We start from the raw sequence: 15,020 nt of genomic DNA, 5'->3' as shown, positions 1-15,020 counted from the left end.
GGGTTATAGGGTCAAGCAATGAAGCGCACACGGTGGATGCCTAGGCAGCCAGAGGCGATGAAAGACGTGGTAGCCTGCGATAAGGCTCGGTGAGGTGGCAACAACCTGTGACCCGGGCATTTCTGAATGGGGAAACCCACTCATCATAAGATGAGTATCGTGCACTGAATACATAGGTGTACGAGGCGAACCAGGGGAACTGAAACATCTAAGTACCCTGAGGAAAAGAAATCAACCGAGATTCCCCTAGTAGCGGCGAGCGAACGGGGACCAGCCCTTAAGCATGTGACTGATTAGGCGAACACGCTGGGAAGCGTGGCCGTAGCGGGTGATAGCCCCGTAGTCGAAAATCTGATCATGTGAAATCGAGTAGGTCGGGGCACGAGAAACCTTGACTGAAGACGGGGGGACCATCCTCCAAGGCTAAATACTCCTGGCTGACCGATAGTGAACCAGTACCGTGAGGGAAAGGCGAAAAGAACCCCGGAGAGGGGAGTGAAATAGATCCTGAAACCGTGTGCGTACAAGCAGTCGGAGCCCACTTGTTGGGTGACGGCGTACCTTTTGTATAATGGGTCAGCGACTTATATTCAGTGGCGAGGTTAACCGTATAGGGGAGCCGTAGGGAAACCGAGTCTTAACTGGGCGACACAGTCGCTGGATATAGACCCGAAACCGAGCGATCTATCCATGAGCAGGGTGAAGGTTGAGTAACATCAACTGGAGGCCCGAACCAGGATCTGTTGAAAAAGATTTGGATGACTTGTGGATCGGAGTGAAAGGCTAATCAAGCTCGGAGATAGCTGGTTCTCCTCGAAAGCTATTTAGGTAGCGCCTCACGTAGTACCGCCGGGGGTAGAGCACTGTTTCGGCTAGGGGGTCATCCCGACTTACCAACCCGAGGCAAACTCCGAATACCGGTGAGTAACGCGTGGGAGACACACGGCGGGTGCTAACGTCCGTCGTGAAAAGGGAAACAACCCAGACCGTCAGCTAAGGTCCCGAAATCCTGGTTAAGTGGGAAACGATGTGGGAAGGCTCAGACAGCTAGGAGGTTGGCTTAGAAGCAGCCATCCTTTAAAGAAAGCGTAATAGCTCACTAGTCGAGTCGGCCTGCGCGGAAGATGTAACGGGGCTAAACCAGGTACCGAAGCTACGGGTGAGTTTCTATTTCGATAGGAATTCGCGGTAGAGGAGCGTCGTGTACGCCAATGAAGGTGGATTGAGAAGTCTGCTGGAGGTATCACGAGTGCGAATGCTGACATGAGTAACGATAAAGGGTGTGAAAAACACCCTCGCCGGAAGACCAAGGGTTTCTGTTCGACGCTAATCGGAGCAGAGTGAGTCGGCCCCTAAGGCGAGGCCGAAAGGCGTAGTCGATGGGAAACGGGTCAATATTCCCGTACCGGACATGGTTGCGATGGGGGGACGAAGAAGGCTAGGTGAGCCAGGCGTTGGTTGTCCTGGTGAAAGTGAGTAGGCTGAGGGTTTAGGTAAATCCGGACCCTTAAGGCCGAGACACGAGATGAACTGACCACGGTCAGGAAGTCACTGATGCCACGCTTCCAGGAAAAGCCTCTAAGCTTCAGATCATGTGCGACCGTACCCCAAACCGACACAGGTGGTCAGGGAGAGAATCCCAAGGCGCTTGAGAGAACTCGGGTGAAGGAACTAGGCAAAATGGTGCCGTAACTTCGGGAGAAGGCACGCCGGCGTAGGGTGATGAGACTTGCTCTCTAAGCCCGAACCGGTCGAAGATACCAGGTGGCTGCAACTGTTTATTAAAAACACAGCACTCTGCTAACGCGCAAGCGGACGTATAGGGTGTGACGCCTGCCCGGTGCCGGAAGGTTAAATGATGGTGTTAGCCCCTCTCTTGTAGAGGGCGCGAAGCTCTTGATTGAAGCCCCGGTAAACGGCGGCCGTAACTATAACGGTCCTAAGGTAGCGAAATTCCTTGTCGGGTAAGTTCCGACCTGCACGAATGGCGTAATGATGGCCACGCTGTCTCCACCCGAGACTCAGTGAAATTGAAATCGCCGTGAAGATGCGGTGTACCCGCGGCTAGACGGAAAGACCCCGTGAACCTTTACTATAGCTTCACACTGGACGCTGATGTTGCCTGTGTAGGATAGCTGGGAGGCTTTGAACTCTGGACGCCAGTTCGGAGGGAGCCAACCTTGAAATACCAGCCTGGCATCATTGGCGTTCTCACTCAGGTCCGTTATCCGGATCGAGGACAGTGTGTGGTGGGTAGTTTGACTGGGGCGGTCTCCTCCTAAAGAGTAACGGAGGAGCACGAAGGTACCCTCAGCACGGTCGGACATCGTGCATTGAGTGCAAGAGCATAAGGGTGCTTGACTGCGAGACAGACACGTCGAGCAGGTGCGAAAGCAGGTTCTAGTGATCCGGTGGTTCTGTATGGAAGGGCCATCGCTCAACGGATAAAAGGTACTCCGGGGATAACAGGCTGATACCGCCCAAGAGTTCACATCGACGGCGGTGTTTGGCACCTCGATGTCGGCTCATCACATCCTGGGGCTGAAGTCGGTCCCAAGGGTATGGCTGTTCGCCATTTAAAGTGGTACGCGAGCTGGGTTTAGAACGTCGTGAGACAGTTCGGTCCCTATCTGCCGTGGGCGTTGGATGTTTGAGAAGGGCTGCTCCTAGTACGAGAGGACCGGAGTGGACGACCCTCTGGTGTTCCGGTTGTCACGCCAGTGGCATTGCCGGGTAGCTATGGTCGGACGGGATAACCGCTGAAAGCATCTAAGCGGGAAGCCCCCTTCAAGATGAGACATCCCTGAGGCCTAGAGCCTCCTGAAGGGCCCAGCGAGACCAGCTGGTTGATAGGCACGGTGTGGAAGCACTGCAAGGTGTTGAGCTAACGTGTACTAATGGCCCGTGAGGCTTGACCCTATAACACCCAAGGGGTCTGGTCGTGATGATGACGTTAAGGTTGAGAGATCAACAGAAAGCCGGATATGCAGCGTGTGGCCCAAGCAACAGAATGCCAGGGCGGCAGGCAGTAAGACGCTCACAAATGAGTGAATAACGATCTCGTTATTAACGAGTCAGCATGATATACCGCCAGTTACGCCTGACGACCATAGCACGCGTGAACCACCTGATCCCTTGCCGAACTCAGCAGTGAAACCGCTTAGCGCCGATGGTAGTGTGGGGTCTCCCCATGCGAGAGTAGGTCATCGTCAGGCACCTATACCGCAGAAGACCCAGCCACCCGGCTGGGTTTTTTGTTGCCTGGAAGAAAATAAATAGTGCTGGATAAATGCTATGATGCGGCCCAATTAATTAGGCAGCCCTCACCGTTTGTGATGGGCGGAATCGAGGTGAAGTGGTGAGTGAAACGGTACCTACATCATGGTTAGTTTACTGCCGTCCTGGGTTTGAAAGCGATGCGCTGGCGGAACTGCAGCATCACGCAGCATTACAGGGCATCCCCTGTGAATCATCTCATGGGGAAGGGTGGGTAAGCTTAACGCGTGTCGATGGCGAAGCGGTGAATGATTTACACCGCCAGGCAGCGTTTAAAAAGCTGATTTTCGCGCGCCAGAGCTTAGCGGCCTTGCCTGCGCTCACTCTTTCACGTGACGACCGTCTTACCGCTATCTTGGAACAGGTCAAAGCCAGCCGTTGGAGTTTTGAAGAGATTTGGCATGAAACGCCGGATACTAACGATGGCAAAGCGCTGGCCGGGCTGATTAAGGCGCTTACCAAGCCGCTGGAAAGTATGTTGAAAAAACGTGGTGCGTTAAGGCGCAGCGCGGGCGCACGACGTTTACATATTTTCTGGACTGACGGTGATCAAGTGCAGCTGGCGATGAGCTTCCCAGGCAATCGTAGCGATTTGATTAATGGTATTCGTCGGCTGCGCTTTCCCTCCCGTGCGCCTAGCCGCTCAACGCTGAAGTTGGAAGAGGCGTGGCACGAGTTTATTCCTAGGGATGAGTGGGATGTGCGGTTAGCACCGCATATGCAGGCAGCTGACTTAGGTGCCGCCCCAGGTGGCTGGACATGGCAGTTGGTTCAGCGCGGCATGTACGTGTATGCCATCGATAATGGCCCCATGGAATCGCAGTTGATGAAGACTGGGCAGATTGATCATCTCAAAGAAGATGGTTTTACCTGGGAGCCACCACAGCGTTTGGATTGGCTAGTCTGCGATATCGTTGATAAACCAGTGAGAGTGCTAGCCATGGTGGAGCGCTGGCTGATTCGTAAATGGTGCAAAGAGGCGATCTTCAACCTCAAGTTGCCCATGAAAAAGCGCTGGGATGAGGTGACACGTTGTCTAACGGCGCTGGAAGAGTCGCTGGAAAAAGCGGGTGTGCATGCCAACGTATCATGCCGTCACCTCTATCACGATAGGGAAGAGGTAACGGTGCATGTAAGGCTTAGGGATTAGCGCGAGTGAAACCTCAGGCTTAATAGCCAGGCTCGTAAATCCGGATAGTTTCATCTTCGGTTAATAGCGGTAAAATACGCTGCATGGCCATTGCCCGCGCTTCGCTTGAATGCCACTCCTTCCAAGCGCGGATGTCACGCCATTTAGTAATCATCAGTCGCCGATCGGTATGACCCAGTTCTACCAGTGTTTCACCACCGATGAAGCCCCTTACGCCTAGGGAAACGCGCATTGCCTCCCGCGCTGCTTGCTCAAATTCTTCTTCAAGACCAGGCATAATTCGCCGTTCGATGATAACTTTAATCATACTTTCTGTTTCCTACATCGAGGATATTAATGGCTGATAATACGGGTACGTTACCCAGCTTTGACGTGGTATTGGATACCTCAGGACTCTACTGCCCAGAGCCGATTATGCTAATGCATAACAAAGTGCGCGACATGACATCAGGCCAAGTGCTCAAAGTGATTGCCACCGATCCCGCCACTACACGAGATGTGCCCAAGTTTTGTCAGTTTTTAGGGCACGAACTGCTTGAGCAGGACACCGCCTCTGAGAGTAACTACCTCTACTTTATTCGCTTAGCATAACCCTTAGAAATAGCGCGGGAACCCAAGCGAGGCTTAAATCAACATCATTGATGTTGGCCTCGCTCACAAGGCAGCACTAAGGCACTCGGCTAATCGCTTGCCACGACCATCATGGCTAGCGCCTCAAGCGTTGCCGGATCTTCTTCCAATATACGATTGGCGATATGGCGCTGGAAAAAGTAAACGGTTTGATGGCGAGCGTGAGCGCCGTAAAGGCACTTGTCCCCTAACAAAATCGGTGTCATCGCCGCTTTGTTCTCGTCGGCAAGGAGCGCGTCAAGGCTACCGTCGCTGTAGAGACGCCAGCCGTAAACAGGCTTCATATGCCAAGGAGTGTTGGGGTGATTCATGCACAGCGCGTGGGTGCCCAGAGTGTCGGGTATTTGCTGAATGAGAGTGATTTCTCCGGAAGCCTCATAATCAAAATATTCAGCTGCGGCGACTAGCTCATGGTACTTATGGTCCGGTGGTGAATCGAAAATTTCCTCCGTTTCAGGGTCGCGGTAACCCACGAAGTAGCCGTTCTCCTGGCTGTTCAGATCATGGCAGGCCGCCAACGTTTCCATCCACGGCACCATGCCAAAGACGCTACCATCTTCTCTTAGCCCCCAAGCTAAGATAGGCATGCCGTAGTAAGTGTCGGGACTCGCAGCGAGTTGGTACACCATCTCTAGTCCATCTAGCTCCGGAGCTAAACGAACTAGGCACTTTTGCGCCTGCTGACGCTGACGCACAGTTTCCAGGTCGATGACCTGGGCAGAGCGGGGTGACAGGGATGCGCCCATTATGTCCCTCCTTATGCTGCGTGGTCATGACATTGGCGAAGCAAGTTTGGCTTGCTTCATTGTTATCCTTGCTTATCCACCTTACCTATCAACCAATAGCACAAGTTGCTCATAAGGTTAAGGGTTCTGCGCTTTTTAATTATCTGAACAAGTTGGAAAGCGAGCTCGTAGCGCATGATGATCGGTGAGCGCTTGCTGGAACTGGCCCCAGGGCGCTTGGGCGTTTTCCAGCGAAAGCCAACGTGCCTGATAGCGCTGAATCGCTATTGGCTTGTCTACCGGCTGCGCGTCAATTAAGCGGTTGATCGCTGTTAGCCACTGCTGGGCAGTGTTTGCCAAGGGTTCAAGCGACTGTGGTTCCCCGCGCCTCAAGCAGTGTGTGGCATCTTTCTGCTGAGCTAATAATGCATTCGCTTCGGTTAAGCGTTGAGTGGCTAGTAGCAGGGCGCGCAACACTTCGGCGGTCAATGGCTGCTCTTGTAGGGTTTTTAAATGATTTTCGAGGGCTGAGGAGTCTTGCTGCCAATCGAGGTCAAACTGGTGATCCGTCATTTGCTGAAGATAATTAATGGCTTCAAGCTGGTTTGCAATAGCGTTTTCATCGACGTTAGCTAAAGGCTGGCTTGCGCGCGCAAAGCTTTTCACCCATTCGCTGGAATCAAAAATAGCGTTCCAACTGACGGCGGGTAACTGAGCTGTTTTAGTGGCCGTCAGCTGTTGCAGGCGCATTCGGTCTTCATCGCTTAACTTTTCGGGAACATCGCTGTTCCAGCAGGTGTTTAGCCGTTGCCATAGTGTTCGCTCATATAACCACTGCTGGCTAGGAGGTGCTACTCGGCCGAGTTGATTGTTACGTGCCGCTATAAGAGAAGTAATTTGGCATTCGCGTAGTGCATAAATATTCAGCATGCTATCCCTTGTTTCGGGGATATCAATAAGCCGAGCAGAGCGCTCAGGGAAATCGCCAATATTCATGGGGGCAGCCCGCTCAATGCCTGTCTGGTCGAGGTCATTCGCAAGTTGTTGATGGTAGGACTGCCACTGCTGCTCAGCAGGGTGATCACCACAGCCAGCTAGTAAGGTACTTAGGGTTAGTGTTATAAAAAGATTGCCCCGCCAAGCCATGTTTATCCCTTAATGCTAATACGCTGTAAACGCCAGCCAAGTAGCAATGCCGCAGTGCTTAAGCCCGCAATCAAGCCAATCCAGTAGCCATGAACCCCTAGCGGGGCGATCTTATCGCCCACTCCATAGGAGCCCAGCCAGTGGCCGCCGCCCAAGCCTACAATCCAGTAGGAGAGTACCGTTATCACCATCACGATGCGGGTATCTTTATAGCCGCGTAAAGCGCCTGCCAAATTGACCTGTAGCGAGTCAGAAAGTTGGAAGATAACGGCCAAGGCAATGATGGAAAGTGCCAGCGACTGTATCTCACTATTGGAAGTATAAAGTGCGATTACTGGCTCGGCGCTAACCCACAGTACGAGGCTGTTAATAGCGGCAATGATGACGCTAATCACAATGCCATTCCAGGCAACTTTACGGGCGTGTGCCAAGCGTTGCTGACCCAGGGTGTTACCGACTCGTACGGTCAGCGCCATACTCAGGGACAGGGGCAGCATAAACAGAATGGAGGTGAAACTTAGCGCTATTTGGTGGGCACCCACCGTGACTTCACCAAAGCTGGCAATGAAGAGTGCAATCAGCGTGAACAGGGTTACTTCAACAAAAATGGCCACGCCAATGGGAACGCCCACCACCACTAATTCACGTATACCTAGCCATTGGGGCGGTGTCAGTTTGTGCCAAATCGCAACGCTTTTATAAGTACTTCCTCTGCGCGTGTAGTAGGCCATCGCCAGCGCCATCGTCCACATGGAGAGTGCCGTCGCAAGGCCACAGCCAAAAGCGCCCAAGGCAGGCAGCTGTTGCAAACTAGTGGGAACCCAGGGGCCAAATAGATCAACCAAGCCATCACCGCCGTAGATCAAGAGGTAGTTGGCAGGAATATTCACGCTTAAACCGACCAAGCTGATCCATAGTGCCGGGCGGGTATGATTCATGCCATCGGAAAACGCTCTAAGCGCCTGAAAAAGGGCGATCCCCGGCATACCAAAGGCGACAGCTGACAGATAGGCGGAAGACTGGCTGGCAACGGCAGAGGGCACATTCATTAATTCAAATATCGGCATGACGGCCGACCAGAGCAGTAAGGCCGCGACAACACCTAGCAGCAGGGCAACCCAGAGCGCCTGGTGCACTGCTGGGCGAATAGCGGTTTGGCGCTGTCCACCCAGCAAATGTGCCACAATTGGTGTGAGCCCCATCAGGGTGCCCGTCATAAATAGCATCAATGGCATCCAGAGGCTGGAGCCTACCGAGACGGCTGCGAGTGACGTTGCATCATGTCGGCCTGTCATCATGACATCAACAACACTCATCCCTGCTTGAGCCAGCTGAGCTCCGCAAATGGGTAATGCCAAGTAGACCAGAGCGCGAGTTTCTGGCCAATACACCGATTTAACTTGTTGAGTGAAATCGCCCAATGAGAAGGCTCCTGATCGACGAATTAAGCTATAAAAAAGCGATAGGTTAGCAGGGAAGCCTATGCCTTGCTGCCCTGTATTTAGTTTGCCTCTGTGAGGCAGTTATACTTTCTCAAACGGCAATGATAAACGAGGTCAATTTGAATCACTTGCAGGATCGATGGACGCTGGCCGATATTACCGCGCTCTTCGATGGCATTTTTGCAGAGCATTATCAAACACGCCTAATTCGGGGGGACAATGAACCCCTCTATCGGCCTGCTGATAGCAAAACACCGTATCATCAAATTATTTTTGCGCGGGGCTATTATGCCAGTGCGTTACACGAAATTAGCCACTGGTGTATTGCGGGTGAAAAGCGTCGTCAATTAGAAGATTACGGCTATTGGTATTCGCCGGATGGGCGTAATGCTGAGCAACAAGCTGCTTTTGAGAGCGCAGAGGTTGCTCCCCAAGCGTTAGAGTATCTATTTACCCAGGCGTGTGGCCGTCATTTCCATGTCAGCGTGGACAATCTGGGGGGCGATACAAACGTGGATCGGGACGCTTTCCAGCAGCGCGTTATGGTTCGGGCAGCGCGCTACCAAGATGAAGGCTTACCCCTACGTGCCAAAGCCTTTTGCCATGCATTGAACGCTTACTATCAACAAGGGCTGAAGCTTGAAACAGCCATTGCTCAAGGACTTGATAGGTTGCTATGCACACGACTATGTTGAAGTTGTCTACTATGTAGGTGTTACGAATCATAAGGAGGGAATCTCATGACTCAGCACAATACAAACGGCTCAGCCAAGGATGTGGTTGATATTCTAACCACAGATCATCAGGAAATGATGGCGCTGGCAGGCCAAATTAAAGGCTCAAATGACCCACAATGGCGTAGAGATACGACGGATACCCTGATCGCTGAGGTAATGCGCCATGCCGTTGCCGAGGAAATGTACTCTTATCCGGCAATAGAAAAATACATACCGAATGGAACCGAAGAGGTTGAGCACGACAAACAAGAGCACGACGAAATTGTTCAAGTCTAAGTGGCGCTTTAATTTACCTGCTTCAACTCCTGGGTAACGTCAGACATGCTGTGGTAATGAGAATCTCCGAATTGTTTCAGCTTTTGCATTTCCTGCTCACTCGCATTCCGATGTGCATGATTGATTAGCTGCTCACGCGTGGCTGGAAAGCTTATCCCATCGAACAGGCTAGCAAAGCGTGCTGCGGACGGGGCTTGTATGGAACGCTGGCCACCGGTCTTGCTGGGCTGGTTGTGGGGCGCGTCTTCATGAGTACGCAATTCTCCGAAGGCACGCGCGACCTCGGCAGCATCGCGATACTCCTGGTCGGGTAATTGCCGAACGATGTCATGCACCTCTTGCTCATCGTCACTCAGTGCATCGACGAGTTCGCTGCGTGTTTTCGGGAATTCAATCCCTTTCAGCGCTTTTTCAATCTCAGCCGCAGAGACCGCCTGTTTTGGGTGAGAAGTGAGCATATGCCGCTCGTAAAGGGATTTTTGCTCGAACTCAGCCCCGCATATTTCGCAAGTAAACTGAGCCATCAGCGTATCTCCCCCAGCGCTTTTTGGATATCTGCCATCGTTTCGTACTTTCGGCTGGGAAATTCCTTTAATACGTTAATAACGTCATCCGTGGCATGGTTGGTTTTGGCCTGTTTAATCAGGTCCGCCTTGCTGCTCGGTAAATCGATGCCCTTGAGTGCCTTGGTAATGCCAGCCGCCGATGCCGAATCAGTGGCTGCCTTGCCACCGCGCTCACCGCCTTTGCTGCGATCGCCTTCGGGTTCCTTGGCTTCTGGTTGCATGTGCGGCTCGGTGAGCTCGCCACCTTCCAGCGCTTCATTGGGCCACTCGCGCTTTTTCAGCCCTAGCTTCTTGAATAGGGATGCCTTGCCGGTGATGGAAATTTGTTCTTCGGCGAGGTTGTCATGCGCTCCGATGAGCAGAAGTTGAGCATCTTTGTAGTCAAGCAGCTTGCTATCGTCAATATCCAGCCAGCGTTTGTCGGCGAATTTCTCTATTAAGCGCTTGGGGTAGTTCGGTTTAGCGTCTGGAAAACCGGGTACATCAAGGGAGGGGTTGCGCACCGAGATAATATAACTTGCCTCGGCAAGAATCCCCAGTTCCGCCTGTGCTTTGCCGGATTTCGTGGGGTTGGTGAGCCGATAAGCCAAACGCGAACTGTTGTGACGCTCAAAGATAGCGTAGCGCCCCTCTCCAACGGGAATGGCCTCGCCCTGTTCCTGCTCGCCACGGGTCTTGGTAGCGTATTCGAGCGGCGCCAGCGCCTCGCCAATGTTTGTTGGCTTGCCTGTCATGTCGTTCATCATCCACTCGCGCGCGGTAGACGACGGCTTGCCATGGAGAATTTCAGGCATGCGCTTTTTGCCCACCAGAAATAATCGAGCGGTGTCTTTATCGTCTGGCGCTAGCACTAAGTAAAGGCGCTGAACGTCTTCAATGTTTTCGACCCGCGGTGTATTGACCTTGGGCCGATAGAAAAAATAGATATCTCCCTTTTCAACATAATCCTTCATCTGTCACCTCCTGTGTAGAAATGGCTATGTCGTTAAGATGGAGTCCTTAAAAGCGTGTCCTACAGCTACCTTTCTAAACAAAGCCTCATTATGGGTTAGCAGAGGATTTTCCTTCGTGCAAACGTATCCTAGGCTATTGGTAGCTAATGCCTAGTCCTCTTCGGTTAGGCGCTGGTGCATCGACAGCATAACCTCAAGCTCGTGTTCTGGACGCATCGGCTCCAAGCCCAGCTCGCTGAACGTTTCACGCCGCTGGCGATGCCATTCGCCAGGAGTGATTGAAGGGTAAAGCACCGAGGCCGGGGCTAACTCTACGAAAGGGTCTAACCCATAGGTGTCAAACAGCCGCGCCAGCGCCGCTTCGTCGTCGCCGTTGTCGCTGGTATACAGCGTGGCGGAGAAGTGGTCGTTCTCAAGTTCGCGAATCACTTCCAAGGGACTAACCCCCAGGCTCTCTAGCTCTTCCATGCTGTAGGCGCCCAAGGCATTGGTGTCTTCCTTGATCCAGCTATCATCCGGCTGAATCAATGTTTGCTTTACTCGGCCATCGGGCAGCGACCAGGCAATGGCGAGCGGTAAACCATCGTCTTCGCCCGTTTCAATGGCTATAAATCCTGGATAATCGGCCACGCTAGTACTCCTATTATGATTCTGCGGGAAGACGGAAAAAACGCTTGGCAGTTTGTGTGGTGGCGTTGCCTAGTTCAGTTTCGTTGATGCCGTGCCACTGAGCAATCTCGCGCACTATCCAAGGCAACAAAGCGGGTTCATGGCGGCGCCCTTTGAGTTTTGTCGGCAAGTTACGAGGTAACAAATAAGGGCAGTCGGTTTCAACCATTAAACGTTCAAGAGGAATATCACTCACCAATGATCGCAGGTGATGACCGCGCCGCTCATCGCAAATCCAGCCCGTTAACCCTATATGCAAGTCTAGGTCGAGATAACCAAATAGCGTATCGCGGTCAGCAGTGAAACAGTGCACCACCGCGTGGCTGATGTCGTCTCGCCATGCATGCAGGATTTCTCGCATCCGCTGGCCTGCATCGCGCTCGTGTAAAAACAGCGGCAAACCGCTTTCTACTGCGAGGGTTAGCTGCGCTTCAAAGGCATGCTCCTGTTCCTTGGGCGTCGAGAAGTTGCGATTAAAATCCAAGCCACACTCGCCTACGGCCACCACTTCGGGCATGGCATGCAGAGCCGCCATGGCGCGCTCCAGACCTGCGTCCCAATGGCTTGCGTCATGAGGGTGTACACCCGCCGTGGCGTACAAGCCAGGATACTGTTTGGCCAACTCGACGGCTTGCTCAGCATGGGCAAGGTCGGTGCCGGTAACGATCATGGTAGTTACCTGCGCCGCCTGGGCACGTTGTATAACCGCCTCAAGATCACGCCCAAAGCTTTCGTGGGTTAAGTTAGCGCCGATGTCCACCAATGGGGTACTAGGCCGAAACTGTAGTGCTTCGGGCAAAAAATCATCGGCATACGCAGTGGTCAAAGGTGTCTCCCATTCAATATGCAAAGACATCATTGTAACGGTATGCGCGAGCATCGACTAATGCATCAACGTTCCCCCTACCAGCGCGCTCATGCGTTACACTGTGCGCCTCACGATTAAGGAGGACACCGCGTGACCCTGTTACGACTCGAACAGCTGCAACTCGCCTACGGCACCCATGTACTACTCAATCGCGCCGACCTGACGGTTGAAAAAGGCGAGCGGCTGGCGCTGGTCGGGCGCAACGGCACCGGCAAGTCCACTCTGCTGAAGCTGGTAGCGGGGGATATCCTGCCCGACGATGGCTCCATCTGGCGCGCACCTGGTCTCAAGATTGGCGTGTTGGCTCAGGAGTTACCCGAGTCATCTGGCTTGACCATTTTCGACATGGTCGCCCAAGGCCTGCCAGAAGCCGGGGAGCTGCTCTCCGAGTACGATCATCTTATCAATGATCCCGACCCCGATATGGATCGCATGGCGACCCTGCAAACGCGCCTGGAAGCCATTGATGGCTGGTCGTATCACCAGCGTATCGATACGGTGCTCACGCGCTTAGGCTTGCCCCCTGAGGCTGAGATGAGCTCGCTCTCCGGTGGCTGGCGCCGCCGAGTAGCGCTGGCGCGCGCCCTGGTTGCTGAGCCCGATCTGCTGCTGCTTGATGAGCCTACCAACCATTTGGATTTAGACACCATTGCCTGGTTGGAAGAACAACTGCTGGCCTTTAATGGCGCAGTACTGCTGATTACCCACGATAGGGCGTTTCTTTCCAAGCTAGCGACCAATATTCTGGAGCTGGACCGTGGCCAGCTAGGGCGCTACCCCGGCAAGTACGAAGAGTATCAGGCCCGTAAGCAGCATGAGCTTGAAGTGGAAGCACGGGAGAACGCCGAGTTCGATAAAAAACTCGCCCAAGAGGAAGCCTGGATTCGTCAGGGCGTTAAAGCACGGCGTACCCGCAACGAAGGCCGGGTTCGTGCGCTGGAAGCGATGCGTAACGAGCGTAGCCAGCGCCGTGAGCGCCAGGGTAATGCCAACTTGACGGTAGATCGCGGCGAGCGCACCGGTAAGCGCGTGGTGGAGCTGCAAGGCGTCACCCAGCGCTTTGGCGATGACGTAATACTGCGTGATATTAACCTTGAAGTACTGCGCGGCGACCGTATCGGTTTCCTGGGGCGCAACGGCGCGGGCAAGACAACCCTATTGAAAATCCTGCTGGGCGAGCTGGAACCCACTGAAGGCAAGGTGCAGATGGGCACCAATCTAAAAGTGGCCTATTTCGATCAGCTGCGTGCCGGGCTGGAGCTGGATAAAACCGTGTATGACAATGTTGCTCAGGGCAGTGATCGCGTCAGCGTGGGGGGTAAAGATCGCCATGTGATGAGTTACCTGCAGGACTTTCTGTTCACACCTGAGCGGGTACGCCAACCGGTGAAAGCTCTCTCTGGTGGTGAGTCCAACCGCCTGCTGCTTGCCAAGTTGTTCACTCAGCCAGCTAACGTGCTGGTACTCGATGAGCCAACCAACGACCTCGACATGGAAACCCTGGAGTTGCTTGAAGAGCTGCTTCTCGATTTCGATGGCACGCTGCTGCTGGTTTCCCACGACCGTACCTTTATGGATAACGTGGTCACCAGCATGCTCGCCTTTGAAGGCGATGGCGTGGTGCGTGAATACGTGGGTGGCTATACCGATTGGATTCGCCAGGGCGGAAAATTGCCTCCAGCGCCTTGGGAAGGGGCGGCGCGTCAGCGTACTGAACCCACCTCAGAAACGCCTAAAAAGGTGGTCGAAGCTCCGGCTGCCCCGGCTAAGAAAAGCGTTAAGCTTTCCTACAACTTGCAGCGTGAGTTAGATGCGCTGCCCGCTGAAATAGAACGCCTTGAGAGTGAAGTAGAGGCGCTAGAGAGCGAGATTGGTGACCCAGCGTTTTATCAGCAAGAAGCAGAAGCCGTTACGGCTAAACTGCAATCCCTTGAGAAAGTGCAGAAAGCGCTAGAAGTGGCCATGGAGCGTTGGATGGAGCTAGAGGCGATGGCCGCTGGGGAATAGACGTAGCAACGATAAAAGGCGCCGAATGGGCGCCTTTTTCGTAGCGATATAAAGAAAGGGTTTACTCGTCGCTTTTCTCGCCTTTTTTGCCCACGCGTACCGCAAGAACATCACACTGGGCGCCGTGCAGCACGCCGGTAGAGGTTGAGCCTAGCAGTAACGCAAAACCATGACGACCGTGGGAGCCCACTACGATCAAGTCCACATCATGCTCTTCGGCAAACCGGTGGATTTCGGTATCGGGCATACCCACGACAACATGCTGGTCAGCCTCGGCAATATGCGGTGCGGCAATTTCGGCTAAACGTTTTTTGGCATGTTCATCCAACTGGTCTTGGATGCTGGTCAAGTCCATCGGTATATCGCCACCATAGGCAAACCCAAGCGGTTCCAGGGTATGCATAATGGAAATTTTGGCTTGATCGTTGCGTGCTGCGATTGCCACGGCACGTTCCAGGATCTTGTGGGAGTCTTTGGTTAAGTCAACGGCAACTAAAATGTGGTGATAGCTCATGGCATATCTCCTTAGCGTGGATAACACTAGTTCACAAAGAATAATGGAGGCTCTTTGTTCA

General features: G+C 53.3%; 14 protein-coding genes and 2 rRNA genes. 7 read left to right on the top strand and 9 right to left on the bottom strand.

Annotated features, from left to right (window positions below; genetic code table 11):
* Positions 1-9: 9 nt before the first annotated feature.
* From ACXUPB_RS13530 to rlmM, 3 genes are all read left to right on the top strand, one after another.
* A 23S ribosomal RNA gene (locus ACXUPB_RS13530) occupies positions 10-2,919 on the top strand.
* A 180-nt stretch (positions 2,920-3,099) separates the two neighbouring features.
* Positions 3,100-3,215: ribosomal RNA gene (rrf, locus tag ACXUPB_RS13525) — 5S ribosomal RNA — on the top strand.
* 140 nt (positions 3,216-3,355) lie between these two features.
* The gene (rlmM, locus tag ACXUPB_RS13520) at positions 3,356-4,426 is read left to right on the top strand and encodes a 23S rRNA (cytidine(2498)-2'-O)-methyltransferase RlmM (protein ID WP_223288165.1); all 1,071 of its coding nucleotides are present in this window, start codon (positions 3,356-3,358) and stop codon (positions 4,424-4,426) included.
* Between the two features lie 19 nt (positions 4,427-4,445).
* On the opposite strand, the gene ACXUPB_RS13515 is transcribed toward rlmM, so the two are convergent.
* On the bottom strand, positions 4,446-4,733 hold the full coding sequence (locus ACXUPB_RS13515) for an antibiotic biosynthesis monooxygenase family protein (protein WP_007113141.1): 288 nt from the start codon (positions 4,731-4,733) through the stop codon (positions 4,446-4,448).
* 29 nt (positions 4,734-4,762) lie between these two features.
* On the opposite strand from ACXUPB_RS13515, the gene tusA reads away from it, so the two are divergent.
* Entirely contained in the window at positions 4,763-5,017 is a 255-nt protein-coding gene (tusA, locus tag ACXUPB_RS13510) for a sulfurtransferase TusA (protein WP_035556892.1), read from the top strand.
* Between the two features lie 89 nt (positions 5,018-5,106).
* Here the strand turns inward: tusA and ACXUPB_RS13505 are convergent, their stop codons facing one another.
* The 3 genes from ACXUPB_RS13505 to ACXUPB_RS13495 form a co-directional block, all read right to left on the bottom strand.
* Complete coding sequence (locus ACXUPB_RS13505) at positions 5,107-5,802, bottom strand: hypothetical protein (RefSeq protein WP_035556895.1); 696 nt, start codon at positions 5,800-5,802, stop codon at positions 5,107-5,109.
* 135 nt (positions 5,803-5,937) lie between these two features.
* Positions 5,938-6,927, bottom strand: coding sequence for a DUF3080 family protein (locus tag ACXUPB_RS13500; protein ID WP_472952882.1), 990 nt, complete (start codon positions 6,925-6,927; stop codon positions 5,938-5,940).
* A 2-nt stretch (positions 6,928-6,929) separates the two neighbouring features.
* Complete coding sequence (locus ACXUPB_RS13495) at positions 6,930-8,348, bottom strand: MATE family efflux transporter (protein WP_472952880.1); 1,419 nt, start codon at positions 8,346-8,348, stop codon at positions 6,930-6,932.
* 122 nt (positions 8,349-8,470) lie between these two features.
* Between ACXUPB_RS13495 and ACXUPB_RS13490 the strand changes: the two genes are divergently transcribed.
* Together ACXUPB_RS13490 and ACXUPB_RS13485 are read left to right on the top strand one after the other, a co-directional pair.
* Complete coding sequence (locus tag ACXUPB_RS13490; RefSeq protein ID WP_472952878.1) at positions 8,471-9,064, top strand: elongation factor P hydroxylase; 594 nt, start codon at positions 8,471-8,473, stop codon at positions 9,062-9,064.
* A gap of 45 nt (positions 9,065-9,109) precedes the next feature.
* Entirely contained in the window at positions 9,110-9,382 is a 273-nt protein-coding gene (locus ACXUPB_RS13485; RefSeq protein WP_472952876.1) for a hemerythrin domain-containing protein, read from the top strand.
* 8 nt (positions 9,383-9,390) lie between these two features.
* On the opposite strand, the gene ACXUPB_RS13480 is transcribed toward ACXUPB_RS13485, so the two are convergent.
* The 4 genes from ACXUPB_RS13480 to ACXUPB_RS13465 form a co-directional block, all read right to left on the bottom strand.
* Entirely contained in the window at positions 9,391-9,906 is a 516-nt protein-coding gene (locus tag ACXUPB_RS13480; RefSeq protein WP_472952873.1) for a DUF2795 domain-containing protein, read from the bottom strand.
* Positions 9,906-10,901, bottom strand: coding sequence for a DUF2795 domain-containing protein (locus tag ACXUPB_RS13475; RefSeq protein WP_472952871.1), 996 nt, complete (start codon positions 10,899-10,901; stop codon positions 9,906-9,908). Before ACXUPB_RS13475 ends, ACXUPB_RS13480 begins: the two co-directional genes overlap by 1 nt.
* Positions 10,902-11,051: 150 nt before the next feature.
* Entirely contained in the window at positions 11,052-11,531 is a 480-nt protein-coding gene (locus tag ACXUPB_RS13470; RefSeq protein WP_008959945.1) for a hypothetical protein, read from the bottom strand.
* Between the two features lie 13 nt (positions 11,532-11,544).
* Positions 11,545-12,426 (bottom strand): TatD family hydrolase, encoded by an 882-nt coding sequence (locus ACXUPB_RS13465; protein ID WP_472952869.1) that lies wholly within the window; start codon positions 12,424-12,426, stop codon positions 11,545-11,547.
* A 102-nt stretch (positions 12,427-12,528) separates the two neighbouring features.
* Here ACXUPB_RS13465 and ACXUPB_RS13460 point away from each other — a divergent pair, with 102 nt between their 5' ends.
* Positions 12,529-14,445, top strand: coding sequence for an ATP-binding cassette domain-containing protein (locus tag ACXUPB_RS13460; protein WP_472952867.1), 1,917 nt, complete (start codon positions 12,529-12,531; stop codon positions 14,443-14,445).
* A gap of 61 nt (positions 14,446-14,506) precedes the next feature.
* Here ACXUPB_RS13460 and ACXUPB_RS13455 read toward each other — a convergent pair whose 3' ends face one another.
* Positions 14,507-14,959 (bottom strand): universal stress protein, encoded by a 453-nt coding sequence (locus ACXUPB_RS13455; RefSeq protein ID WP_008959936.1) that lies wholly within the window; start codon positions 14,957-14,959, stop codon positions 14,507-14,509.
* Positions 14,960-15,020 lie beyond the last annotated feature (61 nt).

This window comes from Vreelandella sp. DA03-1M, from assembly GCF_055725665.1.
Note: the sequence above shows the minus strand (reverse complement) of the source record. Positions and strands in the feature narration are given on the sequence as shown.

Excerpts from the sequence above, each read along its gene's own strand:
- ACXUPB_RS13480 (WP_472952873.1), bottom strand. The coding sequence starts at position 9,906 with ATGGCTCAGTTTACTTGCGAAATATGCGGGGCTGAGTTCGAGCAAAAA.
- ACXUPB_RS13465 (WP_472952869.1), bottom strand. The coding sequence starts at position 12,426 with ATGTCTTTGCATATTGAATGGGAGACACCTTTGACCACTGCGTATGCC.
- ACXUPB_RS13515 (WP_007113141.1), bottom strand. The coding sequence starts at position 4,733 with ATGATTAAAGTTATCATCGAACGGCGAATTATGCCTGGTCTTGAAGAA.
- ACXUPB_RS13485 (WP_472952876.1), top strand. The coding sequence starts at position 9,110 with ATGACTCAGCACAATACAAACGGCTCAGCCAAGGATGTGGTTGATATT.
- ACXUPB_RS13500 (WP_472952882.1), bottom strand. The coding sequence starts at position 6,927 with ATGGCTTGGCGGGGCAATCTTTTTATAACACTAACCCTAAGTACCTTA.
- tusA (WP_035556892.1), top strand. The coding sequence starts at position 4,763 with ATGGCTGATAATACGGGTACGTTACCCAGCTTTGACGTGGTATTGGAT.
- ACXUPB_RS13505 (WP_035556895.1), bottom strand. The coding sequence starts at position 5,802 with ATGGGCGCATCCCTGTCACCCCGCTCTGCCCAGGTCATCGACCTGGAA.
- ACXUPB_RS13490 (WP_472952878.1), top strand. The coding sequence starts at position 8,471 with ATGATAAACGAGGTCAATTTGAATCACTTGCAGGATCGATGGACGCTG.
- ACXUPB_RS13475 (WP_472952871.1), bottom strand. The coding sequence starts at position 10,901 with ATGAAGGATTATGTTGAAAAGGGAGATATCTATTTTTTCTATCGGCCC.
- ACXUPB_RS13455 (WP_008959936.1), bottom strand. The coding sequence starts at position 14,959 with ATGAGCTATCACCACATTTTAGTTGCCGTTGACTTAACCAAAGACTCC.